This window comes from Acinetobacter faecalis (assembly GCF_034187745.1).
In the GTDB taxonomy this organism is placed as follows: Bacteria; Pseudomonadota; Gammaproteobacteria; order Pseudomonadales; family Moraxellaceae; genus Acinetobacter; species Acinetobacter faecalis.
The window spans coordinates 129,587-153,183 of the sequence record NZ_JAXHPF010000002.1; the positions used below are offsets into that span (position 1 = coordinate 129,587).

Below are 23,597 nucleotides of genomic sequence, written 5' to 3' on the forward strand. Positions count from 1 at the left end.
AAAAAATGCATTAAAAAAATAAATGCTTCTTATATTTAACATAGCAATAATAAGCAAACTCCCTATAATACAAAAATAGCTTTAACTTTCATGTGACTATGAATAAAAAAAGAATTTTACTCGTAACTCGAAATCTCCCTCCTCTCATTGGCGGTATGGAGCGTTTAAATTGGCATATTGCTGATGAACTTAGTCACGATCATGAAACTATTCTTTTAAGTCATTATGATGCTAAAAAACTCGCACCTAAAAATTGTGAGTTTATTGGAATCCCTCTCAATCCATTACCTATCTTTTTAATTTTTGCTTTTTTTAAAACTTTATTTATTTGTTTAATACAAAAACCTGATATTTTATTTGCAGGTAGTGGGCTTACAGCACCTATTGTCGTGTTTTGGGCAAAAATTTTTAGAAAAAAAAGTCTTGTTTACATTCACGGTTTAGATATTGCAACAAATCACCCTATATATAACGCTATATGGATACCATTTATTCGACATTCAGATCAAATTATTGCAAATAGCACACCAACTCTAGAAATTTGTAAAAGCAAGAAAATTCCTAATCATAAAATAACGATTATTCATCCAGGTGTTACTTATCCACCATTAGATAAAAATTTATCACTCATCGATCAATTGAAATATGACTATAATTTGGAAAGCTCAAAAGTTCTTATTTCTGTTGGACGCTTAACCAAAAGAAAAGCCCTTAAAGAATTTGTAGACTTATCTTTAGCACAAATTATTGCGAAAGTTCCTAATACAAAATTAGTTATTATTGGTGATACACCCTCACAGTCTTTAAATAAAAATCTTCAAAGCAAAGAAGAGATTTTACATGTTGCCAAGCAACATAATATTGAAGATCACATCGTATTTATTGGTAATATTTCAGATGACAAGCTTCTTTCATCATGGTTTTATCTCGCAGATTTACATATATTTCCTGTGAAGCATATTCCAAATGATCCTGAAGGATTTGGCATGGTTGCAATAGAAGCTGCCTCACATGGAACACCAACTATTGCATTTAAAACAGGCGGTATTGTTGATGCTGTTGAGAATAAAAAAACAGGGTTCTTAATTCATAATGATGATTATGAAAGCTTCTCCAAATTAACAATAGAAATTCTGCAAAAACAATCGAACCTAACTCCTGAAAATTGCGGTAACTTTGCTAATCATTTTTCATGGATAAATTTAAAATCTAAATTCAATAACTTAATTGAGAGTCTTAAATGAGCATATTATTTATTGGGAAACGTTTTTACACCAATCGAGATGCTTATAGTGAGAAATTTGGACGCATTTATCAATTACCCTACTATTGGGCTAAAGAAACCAAAACAGATTTATGGTTGGTCGATTATCACAGTAAAGAAAAAGTTAAAGATCAACATGACACATTAAAAATCACATCTACCCCCATATTTAGCTTTATTTTTATAACTAACATACTAAAAACATTATTCGTAGATAGACCTAAAACCATCGTTGCAAGTGGAGATTGTTATATTGGTTTATTTGCATTCATTCTAGCTAAACTATGTCGAGCTAAATTTATATTTGATATTTATGATAAATATGATGCTTTTACAGGGTATAAGAATTTAGGTTTCAAAAATTTATTTCATTTCTTAATGAAGCATGCTGATAGTTGCTTGTTTGCTAGTAAAAAACTTAAAAATGATTGTGAGTTATTATGCAAAAAAACAATATTAATTCCTAATGGCGTTGATACCAATCATTTTTACCCTAGAAATCAAAGTGAATCCAGATCGTTTTTTAATTTAGATCAAAATGCGATTTATGTCGGCTATTTTGGAAGTATGGAGATAGAGCGCGGAATTGATGATTTAATTTCTGCTGTGAAATTACTACATGAAGAAAATAATACTATCTATATTCTCCTAGGTGGAAAAAAACGTGATGATTTAAATTTAAATTATGAATTCATACATTATTTAGGAAACATTCCTTTTAAATATGTACCAATTGCGATGGCTTGCTGCAACGTTTTAACTTTACCTTATCGAAATTCTGATTTTTTAGATAATGCTGCATCTTGTAAAATTGGGGAATATATAGCAATGGAAATACCATTATTAGCAACCAACGCCAATAGTTTAAAGTTTAGCTCTTTTCAAATAAGTTTTAATGATACCTTATTAGCTCAACATACAAACCCCTTCAATTTAAAAGAAAAAATTAAATTAATGATTGAAAATCCACATCTGAATAATAAAACCAAGATTAAAACATGGAAAGAGATTTCATCTAATACTATTTTTTAGAAAAGTTATAATTTTAGATGAAGCCTTCATAATAAAATATGAAAAAAAAGAAAAATATCTAATAAAGATAAACAATCTTCCAGCTTTGTTTTTTATTAAATGTTTATGATTTTTAGATATTTTAAAGTAATGATCACCATACTTTTTCCATCCATCTTTCAAACCATTTACACCACCATTCATAAAACAATAGTCTAGATAAATTCTAAAAAAATGTATGAAACATACCTTAAATAATATATTGTCTTGCGAACAATAAATACTTAATAAATAATCCAAACTTATTAAATTTTTATGAATTTTATGCTTTTCAGTACTTCTTGTAATACTTGATAAGTTTTCTCTATAATTATATAAACAATCACTCAAAATAAGAGTATTTTTTGCCTTTATAAACAAGAAAGGAACAACTGCAGGATCTTCAAATGTATAGCCTACTGGGAATAAATTATTAGAGAAGAGCTCTTTATTATAAACTCTAGCCCATGGATACCATGAATTAAAATTAAAAATTTTCAAAAGAAAATCAAATGAGTTCTCTTGAATACTGTCCTTCAAAATTAATCCGGATTTTATTTTCTTACAACTCAAATAATTGAAGTTAAATTGAATGATATCTGGATGATAAAATTTAATTTGTGGAATAATTTTCTTAAAAAAATTTGATTCTAAAGTATCATCAGCATCAAGAAAGGCGATATAATCACCCGATGCTAATTCAATAGCTAAATTTCTTGCCGCACTTACACCTTTATTCTCTTGCTCAACATAAATAACATTAGCTCTGAGATCATCTGATAATTTTTTTAAAAATTTATCAATAATAAAGCATGATGAATCAACTGACCCATCATTTACTATGATAATTTCAATTTCATCAGTAATCTGTTCATAAATACTATCTAAACATTCTGACAAATAAAGTTCAGCATTGAAAACTGGTATAATTAATGAAATATACAACTACAAATTCCTTACTTTATTCTTAAAAAAATATTTTTTAAAAAAATAAAATAAAATTCTTTTAGGAAGTAGAACCAGTTCTATAATATTAGGTGATATATAATGAGGAACTAATTGAAAAAATTTTGTGTTTGGCTTACTTTCTGGATCTACCGACCGTAACTCGCTACCAACTGCAATCCAAATCCAAGGATTTAAATGGAATCCACAATGATAATAATGCCATGCATTTTTTAAATACAATTTTTTAATTACATCATTTTTCTCAGAATTTGGTAAATTTAAATAAAGCTCTTTCAATGTTGTAAATTTATTTTCATAAAACCAACTATTCGGATGCGCTAAAGATAAGCGCTCTCCTTCGTGCTGAAACCAGACCCCAACAATATCCCTAGAGCAAACACTTTTCAAATTCCCATTTTCAGCTAAACGCCTTACAAAACCTTGGTCTTCTGGAAATCTACAAAATATATCCCATTCAACATTATTAATTACACTACTTCTAAAAACCATTGCAAGAGGAACTGCTAAGATTTTCTCCTCTATAGCCTGTATTATAAAACTCTCCCTCTCAAAAGAATAAACTTTATTATAAAGTTTATTACTATCCCTTATTTCTAAACTATATGTACTAAATCCAATTTCATAATCATTAAGCATTTCTAAATACTGCTTTATAGCAATATCTTCATATAAATAATCATCATCATCAAGAAATCGAATTAACTCTCCCCTAGACTTATATTTACCATAATTTCTTGCATTAGAAACATTGCCATCTTTAAGATAAAATAACCTAACACATTCATCCTGCAAAGAATAATCAATTTTATCTTTATTACATCCATTGTATATTACTAAAATTTCATAAGAAAGATTAGCATTTCTTATTCGCGCACTCTCGATTGCTTTTTTTAATTCAATTGGTCGTTTTCCCACTGTTGGTATTACAACAGTGACGTTTAATTCATATGTATTCATGAGAGATATCTTTTCTTTTAAATATCACACTAAATGTTGATTTGGCAAAAAATTCATAATTTTTACCTAATAAAAAATTATAAATCTCACTTTCTAGCACATCATTAAAATTCGTATTAAGAATTTCTACAATTATATATTTTGGCTTGTACTTATTCCAATTATTAGACTTCAAAACCTGAAGATCTAACCCTTCTACATCTACAGATAGAAAATCAATTTCTTGATCCTTTGGTAAATATAAATCTAATACTTCTTCTAGTCTTATGACTGGTATTTTAACTGATCTAAATTCTTTAAACTTCTTAATTCTATCTTTTGCTAAACTCTCATCAAAAGTATTGAAAAGCCTCTCCTTAAACATATAATATGTTAATTCACTTTTATATTCTCCTATCGCTACTTCAAGATTAATATCTCTCTTCCTCAGCCATTTAAATAGTGTCATTGACCCTGGCATTGCATCTATATTAATACCTCTCCATTGCTTCTTATAAAAATAATATGTATTAGAACATCTTGATGGTGAATGTGCTCCAACATCAACATAGAACCCCTTTTTACTTAAATCTATGACTCTTGAAAGTATACGATCTTCGCCCTCTTGAGCATAACTAATATCACCATATCTATTTGTATAATGAAAAAATGAACGAATTACATTCAAAATAGTTTCTTTTAAATTAACCAATTTATGTCCCCAACTTTATAATCACATTACAATTACTCAAACTTACAATTTTATGAGAGATAATAATTAACGTTAATTCCTTTTGTAAGTCATTTAAATTATTATCAATTGCCACTGAAGTTTCTGTATCCAAAGCACTATTTGATTCATCCATAAATAAAATTTGTGGATTTTTATATAAAGCACGTGCAATACCTATTCGTTGCCTTTGGCCACCAGAGAGCATTACCCCTCGCTCCCCAACAATTTCTGCATAACCATTTTTTAAATTTTGCGTAATAAAACTGTCTATTTGAGCCAGCTTTGCTACTTTTTTTACTTGTTCCAAATCAATTTGGTCTCTCGGAATGCCAAATGCTATATTTTCTGCAACAGACTTATCTGCTAAATAAATAAACTGAGGCACATAGCCAACCAAACCACACCAAGCTTCTACATTTTTTTCAGTCAGTTCAACATCATCTATATATATTTTTCCACTTTGTGGTGCTAGTAAACCTAGCATTAAATCCATAAGTGTACTTTTACCACTACCACTTTTCCCCATAATGCCTAAACTTGTATTTTTTTTAATTTCAAGGCTAAAGTTTCTTAAAACAGGTTTATCTAAACGATTTGGATATGCAAAACTAATATTTTCCAAACGAATCGCTTTTTCAAACTTTAACTCGGTATTTTTAGTAACACATTCAGATGCTGTGCTTAGTTTTTCTAAATGAAACTCAGGCATTAAAACTTTTAATACTTGTTCTGAAAATTTAAGCTGGGAAATTGATCTATAAATATTTTGAGCTGCAGGTAACATTCTGTATGCGGCAAAACCATATAGACCTAAAACTGGCAATATATGTGAAACATCTTTGCCTGAAATAACGAGCAAAATCGCCAAACCAATAATTGAACCATAGCCTATAGTTTCAATAATATTTAATGGAATTTGCCCTAAAGTCTCCCGTGTCGCAATATGTCTAGCAAATACTCGAGATGATTTTTCAAATTGATCTATATAACCTTGTTTAGCATTATTAATAATAACATCTTTAATACCACCTAAAGCTTCCTGACAACTTTGATATCTTTCTTTATTGGCTTGGGTAAACTCAGCACCAATACGACTGAGCTTTCTTCTAACAAGCATAAAAATTGAAATATAAAAAAAACCTAAAATTCCAGCTGTCCCAAGCGCTATAACAGGATCATAAATCAATAAAATTCCTGTCATTGCAAACAAAACAACCCCATAAGACATCATTGTTAAAGTAGGTAAAATCATTGTACCTATGAGTTGGTCTACCTCAGATAGCACATTTTTTATTAATAAGGCGCTATTATTTTGAATATAAAATTCATACTTTTGATTTAAATAAATCGTGAGTAATCTAGATGAAAAATAATGTCTTTGTAAATTTGAAAATCTATTCACTGTATATTGTGTAATTATTTTGAATATTGTAGAGAAAACAACAACTGCAAAAGAAATAACACCCAAATAGACAATCATTTGTTTTGTATTATCTGCACCCAATACTTCGTATATTTTTTTTAATATTGGCGTAGTTTCAATAACAGATGGATTCGATAAAACAGCCAAAAAAGGCATAATAGAAATTACACCAGCAGACTCAATCAGTGCCATTCCAATAACAAGCATAAGTACATAAATGATTTTACGCTTGTCTAATGGCGTTAAAATTCCCCAAAGCTGTTTTAAACTTCCAAACATTAAATTAATTCTCTTTATACATTAAAGCAGTAATTTGTTCTGAAATTAGTCCCATCAGAAAAATCATAATACTGCCTGTATAAAATAAAGCACTCATATTTGTAAAACGGTGATATTCATAAAGTGTATATCCATACCAACCACTTCCCATTAGAAACAACACTATTGCTATTGGGAAAAACATTTTTAAGGGTGAATATAACGTCGCAATTTTAAAAATGATCAAGAAAAAGCGAATACTGTCTCTTAATGGTTTTATATGGCTTTTTCCAATACGTTGGCTTGCATGAATAGGTACATAGCAAATCGAATAGCCAGCTCTAAAAAATGCCATAGTACTAGTGGTTGGATAAGAAAATCCATTTGGCAACAAGTAAATAAATTCTCGAAATTTTTCAGCTCTCACTGCCCTAAAACCTGAAGTTAAATCTTCAACTTTATGCTCTGTCATATATGTGGCTAAATTATTATAGAACTTATTCGCAATACCACGTCCAACGCTTGCTTGTGATCCCTTTTGACGAGCCCCAACAACCAGGTCATAACCTTTATCAATTTCTGCTAATAACTTTGGTATATCAGCAGGATCATGTTGTCCATCAGCATCCATAAATACAATAACTTCACCAGATGCATTGCGTGCGCCAGTTTTAATAGCAGCACCGTTACCTTTAGAATAAGGATGAGAAATAACACGAGCACCTGATTTCTCTGCTAGTTCAGCTGTATTATCTGTTGAACCATCATTAACTACTAATATTTCAGCCACCAATTTCAAATTCATTATTTTAGTAATTGTTTGCTCAATAGCTCCAGATTCATTCTTTGCTGGAAGAACTACACTGACTCTCATTTATTTCCCCAAAGTTAAAGCTTGCTTAATATTTCGTTTTTCAATGCTAATTTCTTTAAACCAAACCCCATTCTGGTCTAAAGATTCTGCAATATGGATTTGATTCTTTGCAAGCTCAAGTTTACCTTGTAATCGATAAGCTTGTGATAATAATAAATGACCATTTACACTCGTATTCAATTTATTTGCTGTCTGTAAAAACTCTTCACCTTTTATAAAATCATTAAAACTTGCAATATAATATTGAGCAAGCAATTTATAAATCTCGGAATTAAGACTCGAATTAGATGTCGGATTTTCCAAAGCTGCAGTTAAAACTTGAATAACCTCTACAGGACTAAGCTTGCACAATGACTCTATTTGACAATTCGTAAAAGCGCTTAAAAAGCTCACATTACTATTTTGTAATGGTCTATTTTTTAAGCGATCTATAAGTTCATTAATAGTTGCATTACTTACTTGTTTATCTAAGTAAGAATCTAAATGAATTTCTGCAAACCATGCACCATTTGCAGGTAAATAACTTTGTTTAGAAAGATTCAAATAATAATAGGCCTGCTCAATATATTCATTTTTCTTTTGTTCATTCCTCTCATTTTGCATGAGCTTCATATAAACTCTAGCAGCTTGATAATTTGCACGATCAGATTGTGGACTCATTGTTGCTTCATACACAGCATGATCTACTAAATTTGACCAAATAGTAGCTCGCTGCCATGTTGTGAATGCTAAATTTAAAATAAAAATGAATACAAATAGATAAATAAATGGCTTTAATTTTTCATTCTTTATTTGTGCCAAATAATAGCCAATAACTAAGATAAAACCAAAAAATGCAAAATAATTCCGGTGTTCGTGCACAAGCTCTAATGAAAATATAGTAGATTCCATTAAATGACTAATTACAAACCATCCCCAAGCAAATAATACCAGAGGATATTTTTTTACTAAAAGCAGACTACTAATTGTAATTATACCAATCGCAACTATGGAATATAACGTTGAGATTGGATTCAAAAATGATTTAGAAATAATAAAATCATCATGATACAAGCTCAGTTCATTTAATTGTGGATAAATAAACATCTTAATATAGAAAAAAATTACACGTGCTTCAGTCAGCAATCGTTCTTCTAAATTAAAATCGCGTCTCACAAATGCACTAGAATGTAAGTGAGGCTGTACTAAATAAAACAATATAACTAAACCTATAAAACCTGTAACCCACAAAATTTTAATAAGACTGAGTTGATAAATTCGATAAGGGTGACCTAATTGACTCTTCGCTTGAAAAATTGTTAACTCAATAAGATATAATAAAGGAATAAACAATAAGCCTGATTCTTTACTCAGTGCTGCACAAAAAAATGCAATAACTACACCGCATAACAATAAAACACTGCCAATTTTTGAGTGCACTCTACTCCGCCATTGGCAATATAAAACTAAGGCAAGTAAACCAAATAATGTAGACAAACTTGTCATGCGTTGCACAACATACAACACACTAGTTAAATTCAAAGGGTGAAGTAACCAAACTACTGTCACCGCTAGAGCAGTTATTGCGATCGCTTGATCGCTCAGCTTTTTATCTTTATTTATCCAATTTAAAATAGATAAAGATAAAAAACAGATTAATACTCCATTCAACAAGTGAATAAAAAGATTCGTTAATTTAAAACAAAAAGGATCAAACCCTGTAAAATAGTGATTTAACGCAAAGGAAAGCATGCTGATTGGTCGACCCAATGGACCTGCATCTCCCGAGCCATATGCAGCTTTTAATGCTTCATATGTAAGTTCAGTCATTGCTAATTTACTATTTTCTAAAATATTAGCACTATCATCAAAAACATAATCTCCATACAAACCATTCCAATAAAGTGCTGAAGTAATTCCAAGAATTAAAAATAAGACACTATTAAATTTAAAATTTTTCATTCTTCACTCTATTGTTTATAAAAGTAAAAAAAAAGGAAGCATCAATTGATGCTTCCTTTCTCTTTTAACTATTAACGACAGTTAGCAGGTAAAAATTCTGTTTTCATACCTGTACCAGCTGAACATTTCCAAGTAATACCACCACTTGTTGAAGCACCTTGAAGAATTAATTGCGCATTTGGTTCAACTTTAGTTGTATAAGTTACAGTAATTTTAGATTGCTCAACCTTAACTGATTTAACAGCATTACCTTTGATTTCTGTTTCAGCAGGCAAAGCAGCCGAAGTATTGTTCGCTGGCCATTGACCATTTGCTGAAAAGTATTCAGATACAGCAGCTTTAGCACCACCAGCAAGGCTCAAACCTTCTGAAACATGAGCACGTTTAGTATAGTTTTGGTATGCAGGAATCGCAATTGCTGCAAGAATACCGATAATCGCTACAACGATCATCAATTCAATAAGAGTAAAACCCTTTTGTACTGATTTCATAACATTCTCCACAAATGTTTTGTTAAGTTTTTATAAGCTTTATGAGCTATTTTGTACGTAGCATTTTATATGCCAGCTTCCATTATAATTATATTTTAAGCAAAAACAGAGCCTTATAATAAGTATTTTTAGAAGACTAGATGCAAATTGTTTTTATATGTAAAAAAGTGACAAAAAATGTCACCAAAAACTCACTCACCCAATAATAATTGGAGAATTTGTTAACTCGTTCTCAATATTTATTGTTCTACCTCCATAATATTCATCTAAAACTTTTCCTATTTCTCCAACACCATTTACAACTGCTTTTCTATATTCTTGCTGTTTTATACTTTGAATTATTGTTTCACAAATATTATTCCATACATCTTGAGTTGTGGCTTTTTTAATGCCTCTATCTATCAATATTTCTACTTTTTTGTCACATAAATTTATATATAACAGCACACCGCTATTAAACTCTGTATCCCACACACCCACTTCTGCAAATAACTGTTTTGCTCTTGCATGTGTATCTTGATAAAACGCATTGGCTGCTGGAATGTAAGCCTCAATAACAACTTGAATTTCCCCGACATGCCCTTGCTCTGCTACTTTTACAGCTTCTGCAATAGCATGCTGATCCTGCTGATTAAAATACCGTTTTGTTGCAGGCATGAAAAAGAAATGCTTTAACCATCGTTTAAGACTCGGTGTCGCTATTTCATTTAATTTAGGTTGCGTGACAATTTTTGTCGTTTCCGTATTTTTTACCATGAGCCTGATGCTCCTCCCCCGCCAAAACCACCGCCACCACCGCGATATCCTCCACCACCAAAACCACCGCCCGAGCCGCCCCCTCTACCACCACTGCCCGATAAAACAGCTTGAAATAATACTTGTGCAATTGTTGTAATAAGTAGAAAGAAAATACCTCCGCCAATTAATAAACTTGTGAGTAATCCTGCACCGTTTACTAGCCCTGCAACAGTTCCTGCAACAGCTGCGGTAGATGCACTTAAACGCTTACCAACCACAAATGACCCAATAATTCCTGCAATTAAAATAAATAATGCTGTATTAAACGTTTTCTCTTTTGCTTGTTGTTCATGTAAAGCTTGTGCTTGGCGTTCTTTAAGCTCCAAAGCTGCTTGAGTAGCAATTTCAGGATCCATATTTAAAATATTTTCTATTTCAGCTAGGCCCGCATCAATACCTTGTGCAAACTGATTTTGCTTAAAATATGGCGTAATATTATTTCGAATAATTCGACTTGCAACAATATCGGGTAAAACCCCTTCTAAGCCATAGCCTGTCGCAATTTGAATACGTCGATCATTAATTGCTATTGCCATTAATAATCCATTATCTTGCTTTTCAGAGCCAAGTTTCCATTGCTCTGCAACACGCATTGTGAAATCAAAAATATCTTCCTGACCTGTTGTTGGAACAATCACAACACCTATTTGTGCTTTGGCTTGTTCATTTAACTTTAAAATGCGTACGCTTATTTGTTGTTTTTCACTTGCAGATAAAATATTGGCTTGATCAATAACAGGTTCATTTAACGTTGGTAGTGTTCGAATAGTTTCGCCATCTGCTAAATCATTTTCAACTTGCAGTGGCTGAACATTTTCTTGCTCAACGTTCTGTGAATTTGATGTTTTTTGCTGATTCTGAATAATTTTTCCTGCAACAATAACATCTGTACTTTCATCCGTTGCAGTTGCTGTTTCACTCCAAGCAGAAAAACTAAAAAGCATCATGCAACTTAAAACCATAAGCTGCATGAACTTTGCTATTGGAAAACTTTTTTCAGAATCAATCATTCGCACCATTCCTACCGTGTTTTGAGCAATTTAATTATTCAAATGACACTTTTGGTGCTGTTTGTGCACTTTGATCTGCTTTGAAGTTTTCTTTGGTTTTCATACCAATGACTTTCGCTGTCATTACTTGCGGGAATTGGCGTGAATACGAGTTAAAGTCTTGCACGCTTGTAATATAACGATTACGCGCCACAGCAATACGGTTTTCCGTTCCCTCTAACTGAACTTGAAGCTCTCTAAACTGTTCATTTGCTTTTAAGTCTGGGTAGTTTTCTGAAACCGCAATTAAGCGTGACAAGGCACTGGTCATTTGTGCTTGTGCTTGTTGATATTTTTCAAATAATGCAGGATCTTCTAAAACCTCTTTATCTACTTTTAAGCCAGCAACATTGGCACGTGCTTGAGTCACTTCAGTTAATACTTGCTCTTCGTGTTTTGCATAACCTTTCACAACATTCACAAGATTAGGCACTAAATCTGCACGGCGTTGATATTGGTTTTGCACTTCTGACCATGTTGCAGCAACAGACTCATCTTTTACTTGTAGTGTGTTATAGCCACAACCCGTTAGCATTAATGTACTTGCCAATGCAGCTGCTAAAACACTTTTCTTCATATAATTCATTTCTATAAACCTCAATGACTTCGTTATATTTATGATATTCATTCGATTCTAACTCGATTCTTTATCTTTATTGTGTATTTTCTTTACTTAAAATTAAATATAAATTTCAAACAAACTTTATAAATAAAAAACCCGCCGAAGCGAGTTTTTATCATACAAAGATAAGATATTTAAGTACTTAACAGATTACACATCTAAATAATCAAGAATACCTTCTGCTGCTTGGCGACCTTCATGAATTGCTGTTACAACCAAATCCGAACCACGTACCATATCTCCGCCCGCAAAAATTTTCGGGTTAGATGTTTGGAATTTATATGCTTGCTTTTCAGCAGCTATTACACGACCTGAACCATCTAGATTGATATTTACACCACCAAACCACTCTGCAGGGCTTGTACGGAAACCAAATGCAAGAAGCACAGCATCGGCAGGTAGAATTTCTTCAGAACCCGGAATTGGCTCAGGACTACGACGACCACGACTATCAGGCTCACCCAATTGTGTAGTCACGACTTTAACGCCTGTTACTTTGCCATTTTCTCCTACAATTTCAATAGGCTGACGGTTAAAGGCAAAGTTCACGCCTTCTTCTCGTGCATTTTTAACTTCACGGCGTGAACCCGGCATGTTTTCCTCATCACGACGGTATGCACAAGTTACAGATTCCGCACCTTGACGAATTGAAGTACGGTTACAGTCCATCGCAGTATCACCACCGCCAAGAACAATAACCTTTTTGCCTTCAACTGAAATGTATTCTGATGGATCTTTTTCCCAACCTTGCGTACGGTTTACATTCGCAATTAAGAAATCTAAGGCATCAACAACACCATCTAAGTCTTCACCTGCAAAACCACCTTTCATGTAGGTATATGTACCCATACCCATGAACACAGCATCGTAATCTGCAAGTAATTGATCAATCGTGATATCTGTACCAATTTCAACATTTAAACGGAATTCAACACCCATGCCTGTGAAAATTTCACGACGGCGTTTCATTACATCTTTTTCCATTTTAAATTCAGGAATACCGAATGTTAAAAGACCACCAATTTCAGGGCGCTTGTCAAACACAACAGGTCGAACACCATTACGTACTAAAATATCTGCACAACCTAAACCTGCTGGTCCTGCACCAATAATCGCAACTTTTTTATCTGTCCATTTCACATGAGACATGTCTGGACGCCAGCCCAGTGCAAAGGCTGTATCATTAATATATTTTTCAGCATTACCAATAGTGACCGCACCAAAACCATCGTTTAGCGTACAAGCACCTTCGCATAAGCGGTCTTGCGGACATACACGACCACATACTTCAGGCAATGTATTAGTTTGATGGCAAAGTTCTGCCGCTTGGAAGATGCGACCTTCTGCTATCAGTTTTAACCAGTTTGGAATGTAGTTATGAACTGGGCATTTCCACTCACAATATGGGTTACCACAACCTAAACAACGATGCGTTTGGTTTGCAGCAACTTCTGCTGTAAATGGTTTATAAATTTCCACAAATTCTGCTTTGCGGATATTTAGATCTTTTTTCTCTGGATCTTGGCGTGCTACATCCAGGAATTGAAAGTCATTATTTAGGCGCTCTGCCATGTCTCTCTCCGTGGGTAGGTGTAGTCAGTTTTTCTGCTACACCTGCCTATCTTTCAGCAAGTAGTGGAATTATTGTGGATCTGCTTGAGTTGTTTTTAACAAAGTCTGCAAGTTTGCAGCTTTTGGTTTCACTAGCCAGAATTTACGGCTATAGAAATCAAACTCATGGCGGATCTTGTACGCCCAAGCACTACCTGTTTCTTTAATATGTTCATCTAAAATGCGCAGTAAGAATGATTGATGTTCTTCCATTGCTTCAGTAGAAATACGATTTAACTCGATCAACTCGTGGTTGTAATGGTCAACAAAGTCATTGTCTAAATCGAGTACATAAGCAAAACCACCTGTCATGCCTGCACCAAAGTTATGACCAACTTTACCTAATACAGTCACAATACCGCCTGTCATGTATTCACAGCAGTGATCGCCTGCACCTTCAATAACAGCAAATGCGCCTGAGTTACGAACTGCGAAACGCTCACCTGCCGTACCCGCTGCAAATAACTTACCACTTGTTGCACCGTATAAACATGTATTACCAATAATGGCTGTTTCTTGGCTTTGGAATGGTGAACCTTTTGGTGGGAAAATCGAAATACGACCACCCGCCATACCTTTACCTACGTAATCATTTGCATCACCTTCTAAGCTAATGTGCAAACCACCCGCGTTCCAAACACCTAAAGATTGACCTGCTGTTCCTGTCAAATTCACTTTAACAGGATGTGCTTCCATACTTAAATTGCCGTAGCGTTTTGCAATTTCACCTGATAGACGCGCACCAATAGAACGGTCACAATTACCAATTGTGAAGTGATATTCACCACCTTTTTCCGCTTCAATTGCAGGCAAGATTTCTGCAACCATTTTCTCAGCAAGCAAACCTTTATCAAATGGTGCATTACCTTCAACTTGGCAATATTGCGCTTTACCTTCAGCAGCAGGATGCGATTGAAGTAAAGGACTTAAATCAAGATGACCATGTTTATCTGTTTCACCTGGTAAAACATCAAGTAAGTCTGTACGACCAATCAAATCTTTTAAGCTTGAAACGCCTAAAGCAGCCAACCATTCACGTGTTTCTTCTGCAATAAATGTAAAGAAGTTAATGAGCATTTCAGGTTCACCAATATAGTGTTCCTGACGTAAATGATCTTGTTGAGTCGCAACACCTGTTGCGCAGTTATTTAGGTGGCAAATACGTAGATATTTACAACCTAAAGCGATCATTGGTGTAGAACCAAAACCAAAGCTTTCCGCACCTAAAATTGCAGCTTTTACAACATCTAAACCTGTTTTCAAACCACCATCAGTTTGTACACGCACTTTGCCACGTAGATCGTTCACACGAAGTGCTTGGTGCGCTTCGGCTAAACCTAATTCCCACGGTGAACCTGCATGATGAATTGAAGAAAGTGGAGAAGCCGCTGTACCACCGTCATAACCTGAAATGGTAATGAAATCGGCATAGGCTTTTGCAACGCCCGCAGCAATCGTACCTACACCCGGCTCAGAAACAAGCTTAACTGACACCATCGCCTGTGGGTTAACTTGCTTCAAGTCGAAAATTAATTGAGATAAATCTTCAATTGAGTAGATGTCATGATGCGGAGGAGGAGAAATAAGCGTTACACCTGGCACAGAGTAGCGTAAACGGGCAATTAATCCGTTCACTTTACCACCCGGCAACTGACCACCTTCACCTGGTTTTGCACCTTGAGCCACTTTAATTTGAAGTACTTCTGCAGATGTTAAATAAGCAGGAGTTACACCAAAACGACCCGATGCAATTTGTTTGATTTTCGAGTTACGAATTGTGCCGTAACGCGCAGGATCTTCACCGCCCTCACCCGAATTTGAACGTCCGCCAATAGTGTTCATAGCAATCGCAATTGCTTCATGTGCTTCAGGAGATAATGCACCTAAAGACATACCAGCAGAGTCAAAACGAGGAAGAATATCTTGTACAGATTCAACTTCATCTAATGCAATTGAGTTGTCTGTTTTAAGTTTGAATAAATCACGAATAGTTGCAATTGGACGCGTATTTACAAGCTCTGCATATTCTTTAAAGTCTGCATAGTTGCCCGAACGAACCGCTTTATGTAAAGCATTAATTACATCTGGGTTAAATGCATGATATTCCTTATCGAATACGAACTTCAGCAAACCACCTTGATCGATTGGTTTACGTGATTTCCATGCCAAATCTGCAAGCTTTTTCAAATCATTTTCAAGGTCTTTGAATGTTGCACCTTTAATACGACTTGGCACACCTGTAAAGCATTTCGCAACCACTTCATCAGATAGACCAACTGCCTCAAACAATTGACCACCACGGTAAGAAGCAACCGTTGAAATACCCATTTTTGAAAGAACTTTGAGTAGGCCTTTTTCAATGCCTTTACGGAAGTTTGCTTGCGCGTGAATTGGATCGCCCAATAGCTCGCCTTTTGCAATTAAGTCGTTAATCACATCATAAGCAAGGTATGGATAAATAGCTGTTGCACCAAAACCTAAAATAACCGCAAATTGATGTGCATCACGTGCCAATGCTGTTTCAACAATAATATTGGCATCTGTACGTAAACCAGAGTTCATTAAGAAGTGATGAATTGCGCCTGTAGCCATCACAGCATTTGCAGGTAAGTAGCCTTCACGAATTTTCTTATCTGAAATAACAAGTAAAGTTTTACCATCACGAATCGCTTGTGCTGCCTCTTCACAAATACGTGAAATTGCTGCTTCTAAACCTTCTGCTTCTGCATAGTTCAAATCGATATCCGCAATTTCATAGCCTTTACGACCACAAGTACGAATTTGATGCATTTTCGAATTTGAAAGCACAGGACTTGAAATAATTAAGCGATCTGCATGTTCTGGGCTTTGCTCAAATACATTTTGCTCACGACCAAAACAAGTTTCCAATGACATGACAATCGATTCACGTAATGGATCGATTGGTGGATTTGTCACTTGCGCAAACTGCTGACGGAAGTAATCGGATACATGACGAACTTGGCGAGACAATACAGCCATTGGCGTATCATCACCCATTGAACCTACTGCTTCTTGACCGCTTTCAGCAATTGGACGTAACAATTGGTCACGCTCTTCAAATGTTACCATGAACATTTTTTGAGATGCTTTTAGGTCATCGCCTTTCAAGCCTTGATCACATAAATATTCTTCTAGTTCTGGGCTTCCCTGAATACGTACTGAATTTTCACGTAACCATTCACGGTAAGGACGCATGCGTTTCAAATGATTACTTACATCATTTGTATCTAGCATTTTTCCTGTGAAAGTATCAATAACCAGAATTTGCCCTGGCCCTACACGACCTTTAGAAATCACATCTTCAGGTTGGTAACCCCAAACACCAATTTCTGATGCAAGCGTGATATAACCATTCTTTGTAATAACCCAACGTGCAGGACGTAAACCATTACGGTCAAGCATACAAATCGCATGACGACCATCTTGAATTACAAGACCTGCTGGACCATCCCATGCTTCCATATGCTTAGAGTTGAATTCATAAAATGCACGTAAATCCGCATCTAAAGTTTCAACGTTTTGCCATGCAGGTGGAACAAGCATACGAAGCGCACGGAATAAATCCATACCACCACCGACTAAAATTTCCAGCATGTTATCCATACTTGAAGAGTCTGAACCGGTACGATTCACAATTGGGTTAAGCTCTGTTAAGCCTGGTAAGAATTCATTTTCAAATTTAGGTGTACGCGCCACAGCCCAGTTACGGTTTGCAGTAATTGTATTGATTTCACCATTGTGCGCTAAATAGCGGAATGGCTGTGCCAATGGCCAACGTGGTAATGTATTTGTAGAGAAACGCTGATGGAATACTACAATATGTGATGCTAAACGCTCATCGGCTAAGTCTGTATAGAAGTCTGCAATATATGCAGGCATCATCAAACCTTTATATGTGATAACTGTTGAACATAAAGTTGTTACATAAAAGTACGGATCGTTTGTTAATTGTTGTTCTGCACGACGACGCGCCATAAACAATTTACGGTTAAATTCAACTTCTGTTACGCCCATTGGGCAATTCACAATAATTTGTTCAAATGCAGGCAATGACTGCATTGCAATAGAACCTAAAGCATCATTATTGGTTGGAACAACACGCCAACCTAGAACTTTGCAGCCTTCTGCTTCAATTTCTTTAGTTAAGATTTTTTTAGAATGTGCAGCTAAAGCAGGATCTAAATTTAGGAATACAGTTCCCGCAGCAAAAATTTCACTTAATGTGACATCACTAATTTTTTTTGCTTCTTCGCGGAAAAATGCTTTAGGCATAGCCAAAAGAAGACCACAACCATCCCCAGTTTTGCCATCTGCGGCAATACCACCACGGTGGGTCATACAACTTAAACTATGAATTGCAGTCTTGACTAAATCATGGCTTGCATCACCCTTCATATGGGCAATTAAACCGAAACCACAGTTATCTTTAAACTCATCCGGTTGGTATAAACCTTGAGCGGGAGCTACAGTATTAGGCGATGGCATGTGCATAGCGTACCCTTCTTTTCAGCATACTCTTTCGAGTATTAAATAAATCTAATTTCTTTACGATTAGTCTGACTTACCCACATTATGAATATTCACAAAATTTGTTCTAATTACATTTGCGCTATGTATTGAGTTATAACGCATCGTAAGGCGATGAAGAACAAATCTATGCTTTTATACACTTAAATTAAGTAAGCAAATTTGACAAGACCGCACAATAATTGAATATTTTTGCGCCAAAACAGTGACGTTTGTTTTATTCATGCACCAATAAAAGCAAAAAGAATGCCAACTTTTTATTGAGTATTTAGAACTTTTATTTTTAAAGGGTATTTATAAAGTGCAGAAGCTAAATTGGTTTCTTTATATAATTTATGCACTATTGATGTGCATTATTTAAACTTAAATAAAAATGGTTGCGCTATTTTAGAACAACCTTTTGACCCATTTTCACTCATTTTTCTAATTATTCTGAAGTCGCTGTTGGTGCAACAGGCACTTCGCTATGTGTTTTTTTAATATCGACTACATTTCCACTTTCATCACGACGAGTAACCGTTGTAGATGTTGCAACATTTTCAGGAACTTGAGCTTCACTTACAGCATTCTTTTTCACAGGTGGAGCAATAACTTTTGGAATAGCTGCTGGTAATAATCTAACTTCGTGTAATTTACCTGTAATACCTAAATCATCTGAACCTAAGTCATTAACCAAACCTTCATAATCGGAAAATGGATGAATATTTGGCTTTAATGTTGTAGGTAATTTAATAGGTAACTTTGCTAAAGCAGATTTAGCAGTATTTGAATTGCTATAATTACCATATAAAACGACATATTGTTCTTGTTGGTTTTCGCCGCTTAAACGAATATAAACAAGTTGTGAGCGATCTTTTTGTTTTTGAATAAAACCTTTAACCACACTTTCTTCTTTTGCTCGAAATAATTCTATAGTTAAATTTTTAGCTTGATCTGTAATAAATTTTGTTCCACGAAACTCTGCATCATGATTACCCGATGCCGTTAATCTCGTTGTATTTTCTAAAGGTTTTACTTCATCAAGAAGCGCACCCAAATGCGTAGTTGCTGCAACTTTTTCAGGCTGTATTTGAATTTCAACTTCTGTTTCAGGCTCTTTTACAAGCTCAATAACATCTTCTTGTTTATCTGAAACTGCCCAAAATACTAAAGCAAAAAATAGGCACAACACACCGCACATAAGCCAAACCGAACTTTGAATACGTTCCCAATATGCACGGAGTGTTGCCATAAAAAATACCTTATACGATGTCTTGATTCGCTAAAATTGCTTGTTTCATCAACTCTACATCAAACTCTTTTGTAATAACTGCTTGACCTAATTGTTTCATCAAGACAAGACGCAATTGTCCGTTAAGGACTTTTTTGTCGTGCGACATAAAACCAAGAAAATCATCTAATGGAATTTTAGGGCAAATAATCGGTAATTGCGCACGAGAAATGATATTTTTTGTACGCTCTAAATCAGCTTCGCTTATCCATCCCATTCTATGAGATAAATCAGCAGCCATCACCATACCTGTTGCTACAGCTTCACCATGCAACCATTCGCCATAACCCAAATACGATTCAATTGCATGACCAAAAGTATGTCCAAGATTTAATAAGGCACGTTCACCTTGCTCTTTTTCATCATTGGCAACAATACATGCTTTGTGAGCACAAGATTTATATACCGCTTCTGCAAGTAAGTTTTCATCGCCTGCAACAAGACCATCCATATGCTCTTCGAGCCAAGCTAAGAATTCAATATCTCCCAAAAGAGCATATTTAATGACCTCAGCCAAACCTGCTGACAATTCACGCGGAGGCAATGTTTTTAATTGAGACATATCTGCAAGCACAACTTGAGGTTGCTGAAATGCACCAATCATGTTCTTACCTAAGGGATGATTAATCCCTGTTTTTCCACCAACACTAGAATCGACTTGTGAAAGCAATGTAGTTGGAACTTGGACAAAATAAACGCCTCGCTGAAAACTTGCAGATGCAAATCCAGCCATATCGCCAATTACACCACCACCTAAAGCAAGTACAGTACAGTCTCGGTTGAAACCTACTTTCAATAAAGCATCAAAAATAAGTGTTAAATGCTCTATATTTTTGTATTTTTCACCATCAGGCAAAATACATGTTTCAACTATTTTTCCTAATGCTTCAACTGCACGTACATAACGGTCTAAATACAAAGGTGCAACTGTTGTATTGGTCACAATCATCACCTGACGCCCTTTAATATAAGGCTCAAGTAATTCTTGTGGATTTAAATCACTACCAATAAAAATAGGATAACGGCGATCGCCGAGTTCAACATGTAAAGTTTGCATGAAATAGACCGCTTAACAGCTTAAGGTAATTCGTTAGATACAACTAAATCTAAGATACTATGCGCTAAATCTCGCGCCGCACCCTGATTTGTTTCAATAATGTAATGAGCAACATCTCTATACAAAGGATCACGAATTGCAAGTAAATCTCGTAACTTGCGTTCAGGATTTTCTACTTGCAATAAAGGACGATTTTTATCGCGATATGTACGTTGAAGTTGAATTTCGACAGGCGTATATAGATAAACAACGATTCCTCGTTGCTTTAAAAATTCACGATTAGGGGCTTGAGTAACAGCTCCACCACCTGTTGCAAGCACAAGGTTAGTTCGGTTTGTTAACTCATCGATTACACTTGTTTCTCGACTTCTAAATCCCATTTCACCTTCTTTTTCAAAGATCCAAGGAATTGTTGCTCCTGTTTTACGTTCAATTTCATGATCACTATCTAGAAATTCACGCCCTAACAATTCTGCAAGATGTCGCCCAACAGTTGTTTTTCCAGCCCCCATAGGCCCTACCAAATAAATATTTGGTAGGGACTCAAACTCTTTGCTTAGCAAGGAGTCACCTTTTAATTTTGTTTAAATTGAAAATATATTAATGATTTCTTGAAACACTGTCATTAACAATTCGTGGTGTAACAAAAATCAATAGCTCAGATTGAAGATTTGTTTTCACATTATTCTTAAATAAGTTCCCTACAACAGGCAAATCACCTAAGAATGGTACTTTTTTGTATGTGTTACTTTTTGCATCATCAAAAATACCACCAAGTACAACTGTTTCACCATCACCCACTAAAACATTGGTTTCTAGCTCATTGGTCTTAATAGCATAACCAGCAAGTGTTAGCTCACCTAAAGTATCTTTTTCAATTTTCAAAGCCATTTGAACTTTGCCATCTGGTGTAATACTTGGAGTTACTTCTAGCTTTAAGTTAGCATCAACAAAGGTTGTAGTTACACCAGATTCAGCACTCCATGTTTGATATGGGATCTGATCACCACGAAGGATATATGCTTTTTGCTTATCCCCTGTTAAAACTTTTGGCGCAGAAAGTACTTCACCATGTCCATCCGATTGCATTGCCAATAACTCAATATCAAGCATGTAATCTGATATTTTCAACAATCCAAAATTAAATGTACCTGCGGTAGCTATCCCCTCAGATAAATTTACACCCAAGTCATATGATGGGGTAAAGTCACCACCCCAAGTTGGAGAGGACTCTTGAGTAAGTCCCCATTTAATACCCAACTCACGAGAAAAACTTGTATCAGCCGTGACAATTCTTGCTTCAACCATCACTTGTTTAACAGCAACATCAAGTAAGCCAATCATTTTACGCACTTTATCAATATTAACTGCTGTATCATTCACAATTAATGTATTGGTTCTCGTATCTGCAACAACACTACCACGGTTACTTAGAAGACTCTCTAATGCTAAAGAATTATCTCCTGATGTTCCATTTGACTCAGCACCTTTACCATCTCTAGTGTCTTTCAACAATTTTAAAAGATCTTCTGCTTTAGCGTAATGGAGTGCAATATATTCTGTTTGAATTGGAGCAAGTTTAATACTCTGTGCAATTGCTTTTGCTTGGGTATCTTCAAACTTAATGATTTCTTCAGCAGGAGCAATCCATATTACATTCCCTGTACGGCGTTTATCTAAATTTTTCGCTTTTAAAATAATATCTAATGCTTGATCCCATGGAACATCTTTTAAACGCAATGAAATATTTCCACCTACGTTATCAGCTGCAACCATATTAATATTTGTAAAATCTGCCAATAGTTGCAGTACACGACGTACTTCAATATCTTGGAAATCTAATGAAAGTTTTTGACCTGTATAACTTGTTGGAGAAGGTGGCTTTAAGGCATTTTTTTCAGCTGGACGTTTCAAGCTAATCGTTAACTTGTTTTCAGCTTGATAAGCCATATATTCATAGCCACCTGTTGCCTGAATGGTAATTACACCATTTGCGCCATCGTTATGTGAATCAATCGTTGATACAGGTGTCGCAAAGTCATTTACATTTAAACGACGTGCTAGATGCGCTGGAATTTTATTCCCAATGGTGCGTACAATAATTTTGCTACCACTTTGTTGCACATCGACAGGTGTATCTTTTCCTAGCAAATCAATAACAATTTGACCTTCGCCATCCACACCACGTTGAAAACCAATATTTGAAACGCCCTTAGCAAACTGTTGTTGCACAGGCGTATTCTTAGCTTTAACAGTCGTTTCTGCTGAATTAATTTTGAGGATAAAGGTATTACCCTCAACACGTGTGGTAAATGCACCTGAGTTTGCTAAATTAACTGTTAAGCGTGAGCGCTGATCATCAGAGCTTACATCAACAGAATTTGCTTCTTTAGTCGCAACAGGAACAACTTTTTGTTGTAATTTTTGCTGTGCTTTTTCAAAATCCAAAATTAAACGAGATGGCTGCTCAAGTTGATAAGCCGCTGGTTGTGGTGGAATGCCATTAAACATCACACGAATTTCAGTTCCTTGACCAGGAACTTCCATAGGGACAATATTTGTAATACTCAATTGAGCATTTGCCGTTTGTACTACTGCAAATGCAATTGCACCCATAGAAAATTGACGGAACAAACTGTTCATTGTATTACCATCCCCAAATATAAAATCTCTTGTACTATTATTCATTTTTATTCCTTCAAC

18 protein-coding genes are annotated in these 23,597 nt (G+C 34.9%); 2 read left to right on the forward strand and 16 right to left on the reverse strand.

The genetic code is table 11. The features are described 5' to 3' along the window. Positions 1 to 98: 98 nt before the first annotated feature. Positions 99 to 1,244: a glycosyltransferase family 4 protein gene (locus SKM54_RS02540; RefSeq protein WP_321093862.1), complete on the forward strand. Its 1,146-nt coding sequence runs from the start codon at positions 99 to 101 to the stop codon at positions 1,242 to 1,244. Then, complete coding sequence (locus SKM54_RS02545) at positions 1,241 to 2,296, forward strand: glycosyltransferase (RefSeq protein ID WP_321093866.1); 1,056 nt, start codon at positions 1,241 to 1,243, stop codon at positions 2,294 to 2,296. The genes SKM54_RS02540 and SKM54_RS02545 overlap by 4 nt, the downstream gene beginning before the upstream one ends. Here the strand turns inward: SKM54_RS02545 and SKM54_RS02550 are convergent. The 16 genes from SKM54_RS02550 to SKM54_RS02625 all read right to left on the reverse strand — a co-directional run bounded on the left by SKM54_RS02550 (position 2,276) and on the right by SKM54_RS02625 (position 23,582). Continuing rightward, positions 2,276 to 3,259 carry a glycosyltransferase family 2 protein gene (locus SKM54_RS02550; protein WP_321093869.1) on the reverse strand — a complete coding sequence of 328 codons (984 nt, stop codon included), beginning with the start codon at positions 3,257 to 3,259 and terminating at the stop codon, positions 2,276 to 2,278. The two genes, SKM54_RS02545 and SKM54_RS02550, sit on opposite strands and share 21 nt — an antisense overlap. Beyond that, positions 3,260 to 4,240: a glycosyltransferase gene (locus SKM54_RS02555; protein ID WP_321093873.1), complete on the reverse strand. Its 981-nt coding sequence runs from the start codon at positions 4,238 to 4,240 to the stop codon at positions 3,260 to 3,262. Then, entirely contained in the window at positions 4,227 to 4,931 is a 705-nt protein-coding gene (locus SKM54_RS02560; protein WP_321093877.1) for an FkbM family methyltransferase, read from the reverse strand. The genes SKM54_RS02555 and SKM54_RS02560 overlap by 14 nt, the downstream gene beginning before the upstream one ends. A 1-nt stretch (position 4,932) precedes the next feature. Next, positions 4,933 to 6,654: an ABC transporter ATP-binding protein gene (locus tag SKM54_RS02565; protein ID WP_321093881.1), complete on the reverse strand. Its 1,722-nt coding sequence runs from the start codon at positions 6,652 to 6,654 to the stop codon at positions 4,933 to 4,935. 4 nt (positions 6,655 to 6,658) lie between these two features. Continuing rightward, positions 6,659 to 7,507 (reverse strand): glycosyltransferase family 2 protein, encoded by an 849-nt coding sequence (locus tag SKM54_RS02570; RefSeq protein ID WP_321093884.1) that lies wholly within the window; start codon positions 7,505 to 7,507, stop codon positions 6,659 to 6,661. Further along, a complete protein-coding gene (locus SKM54_RS02575; protein WP_321087559.1) occupies positions 7,508 to 9,448 on the reverse strand; it encodes a hypothetical protein in 1,941 nt (646 codons plus the stop codon). A gap of 71 nt (positions 9,449 to 9,519) precedes the next feature. Then, complete coding sequence (locus tag SKM54_RS02580; protein WP_321087558.1) at positions 9,520 to 9,939, reverse strand: pilin; 420 nt, start codon at positions 9,937 to 9,939, stop codon at positions 9,520 to 9,522. Positions 9,940 to 10,134: 195 nt separating this feature from the next. Then, positions 10,135 to 10,695: a TPM domain-containing protein gene (locus SKM54_RS02585; protein ID WP_321093887.1), complete on the reverse strand. Its 561-nt coding sequence runs from the start codon at positions 10,693 to 10,695 to the stop codon at positions 10,135 to 10,137. Next, on the reverse strand, positions 10,689 to 11,708 hold the full coding sequence (locus SKM54_RS02590) for a TPM domain-containing protein (protein ID WP_407060907.1): 1,020 nt from the start codon (positions 11,706 to 11,708) through the stop codon (positions 10,689 to 10,691). Before SKM54_RS02590 ends, SKM54_RS02585 begins: the two co-directional genes overlap by 7 nt. A 73-nt stretch (positions 11,709 to 11,781) precedes the next feature. Next, positions 11,782 to 12,372 carry a LemA family protein gene (locus SKM54_RS02595; RefSeq protein ID WP_248101209.1) on the reverse strand — a complete coding sequence of 197 codons (591 nt, stop codon included), beginning with the start codon at positions 12,370 to 12,372 and terminating at the stop codon, positions 11,782 to 11,784. A gap of 186 nt (positions 12,373 to 12,558) precedes the next feature. After that, on the reverse strand, positions 12,559 to 13,980 hold the full coding sequence (locus SKM54_RS02600) for an FAD-dependent oxidoreductase (protein WP_321087555.1): 1,422 nt from the start codon (positions 13,978 to 13,980) through the stop codon (positions 12,559 to 12,561). Positions 13,981 to 14,049: 69 nt separating this feature from the next. Next, complete coding sequence (gene gltB / locus SKM54_RS02605) at positions 14,050 to 18,525, reverse strand: glutamate synthase large subunit (protein WP_321087554.1); 4,476 nt, start codon at positions 18,523 to 18,525, stop codon at positions 14,050 to 14,052. 469 nt (positions 18,526 to 18,994) lie between these two features. After that, on the reverse strand, positions 18,995 to 19,798 hold the full coding sequence (locus SKM54_RS02610; protein WP_321088948.1) for a hypothetical protein: 804 nt from the start codon (positions 19,796 to 19,798) through the stop codon (positions 18,995 to 18,997). Positions 19,799 to 19,808: 10 nt separating this feature from the next. Continuing rightward, a complete protein-coding gene (gene aroB, locus SKM54_RS02615) occupies positions 19,809 to 20,894 on the reverse strand; it encodes a 3-dehydroquinate synthase (protein ID WP_321087552.1) in 1,086 nt (361 codons plus the stop codon). A gap of 20 nt (positions 20,895 to 20,914) precedes the next feature. After that, positions 20,915 to 21,457: a shikimate kinase AroK gene (gene aroK / locus SKM54_RS02620; RefSeq protein WP_321087551.1), complete on the reverse strand. Its 543-nt coding sequence runs from the start codon at positions 21,455 to 21,457 to the stop codon at positions 20,915 to 20,917. Positions 21,458 to 21,494: 37 nt separating this feature from the next. Continuing rightward, positions 21,495 to 23,582, reverse strand: coding sequence for a type IV pilus secretin PilQ (locus SKM54_RS02625; protein ID WP_321087550.1), 2,088 nt, complete (start codon positions 23,580 to 23,582; stop codon positions 21,495 to 21,497). Between the last annotated feature and the right edge of the window lie 15 nt (positions 23,583 to 23,597).

Coding starts and splice junctions, on each gene's coding strand:
- SKM54_RS02575 (WP_321087559.1), bottom strand. CDS start 9,448: ATGAAAAATTTTAAATTTAATAGTGTCTTATTTTTAATTCTTGGAATT.
- SKM54_RS02590 (WP_407060907.1), bottom strand. CDS start 11,708: ATGCAGCTTATGGTTTTAAGTTGCATGATGCTTTTTAGTTTTTCTGCT.
- SKM54_RS02555 (WP_321093873.1), bottom strand. CDS start 4,240: ATGAATACATATGAATTAAACGTCACTGTTGTAATACCAACAGTGGGA.
- SKM54_RS02595 (WP_248101209.1), bottom strand. CDS start 12,372: ATGAATTATATGAAGAAAAGTGTTTTAGCAGCTGCATTGGCAAGTACA.
- SKM54_RS02625 (WP_321087550.1), bottom strand. CDS start 23,582: ATGAATAATAGTACAAGAGATTTTATATTTGGGGATGGTAATACAATG.
- SKM54_RS02610 (WP_321088948.1), bottom strand. CDS start 19,798: ATGGCAACACTCCGTGCATATTGGGAACGTATTCAAAGTTCGGTTTGG.
- SKM54_RS02565 (WP_321093881.1), bottom strand. CDS start 6,654: ATGTTTGGAAGTTTAAAACAGCTTTGGGGAATTTTAACGCCATTAGAC.
- gltB (WP_321087554.1), bottom strand. CDS start 18,525: ATGCCATCGCCTAATACTGTAGCTCCCGCTCAAGGTTTATACCAACCG.
- SKM54_RS02540 (WP_321093862.1), top strand. CDS start 99: ATGAATAAAAAAAGAATTTTACTCGTAACTCGAAATCTCCCTCCTCTC.
- SKM54_RS02580 (WP_321087558.1), bottom strand. CDS start 9,939: ATGAAATCAGTACAAAAGGGTTTTACTCTTATTGAATTGATGATCGTT.
- SKM54_RS02545 (WP_321093866.1), top strand. CDS start 1,241: ATGAGCATATTATTTATTGGGAAACGTTTTTACACCAATCGAGATGCT.
- SKM54_RS02585 (WP_321093887.1), bottom strand. CDS start 10,695: ATGGTAAAAAATACGGAAACGACAAAAATTGTCACGCAACCTAAATTA.
- SKM54_RS02570 (WP_321093884.1), bottom strand. CDS start 7,507: ATGAGAGTCAGTGTAGTTCTTCCAGCAAAGAATGAATCTGGAGCTATT.
- aroB (WP_321087552.1), bottom strand. CDS start 20,894: ATGCAAACTTTACATGTTGAACTCGGCGATCGCCGTTATCCTATTTTT.
- SKM54_RS02600 (WP_321087555.1), bottom strand. CDS start 13,980: ATGGCAGAGCGCCTAAATAATGACTTTCAATTCCTGGATGTAGCACGC.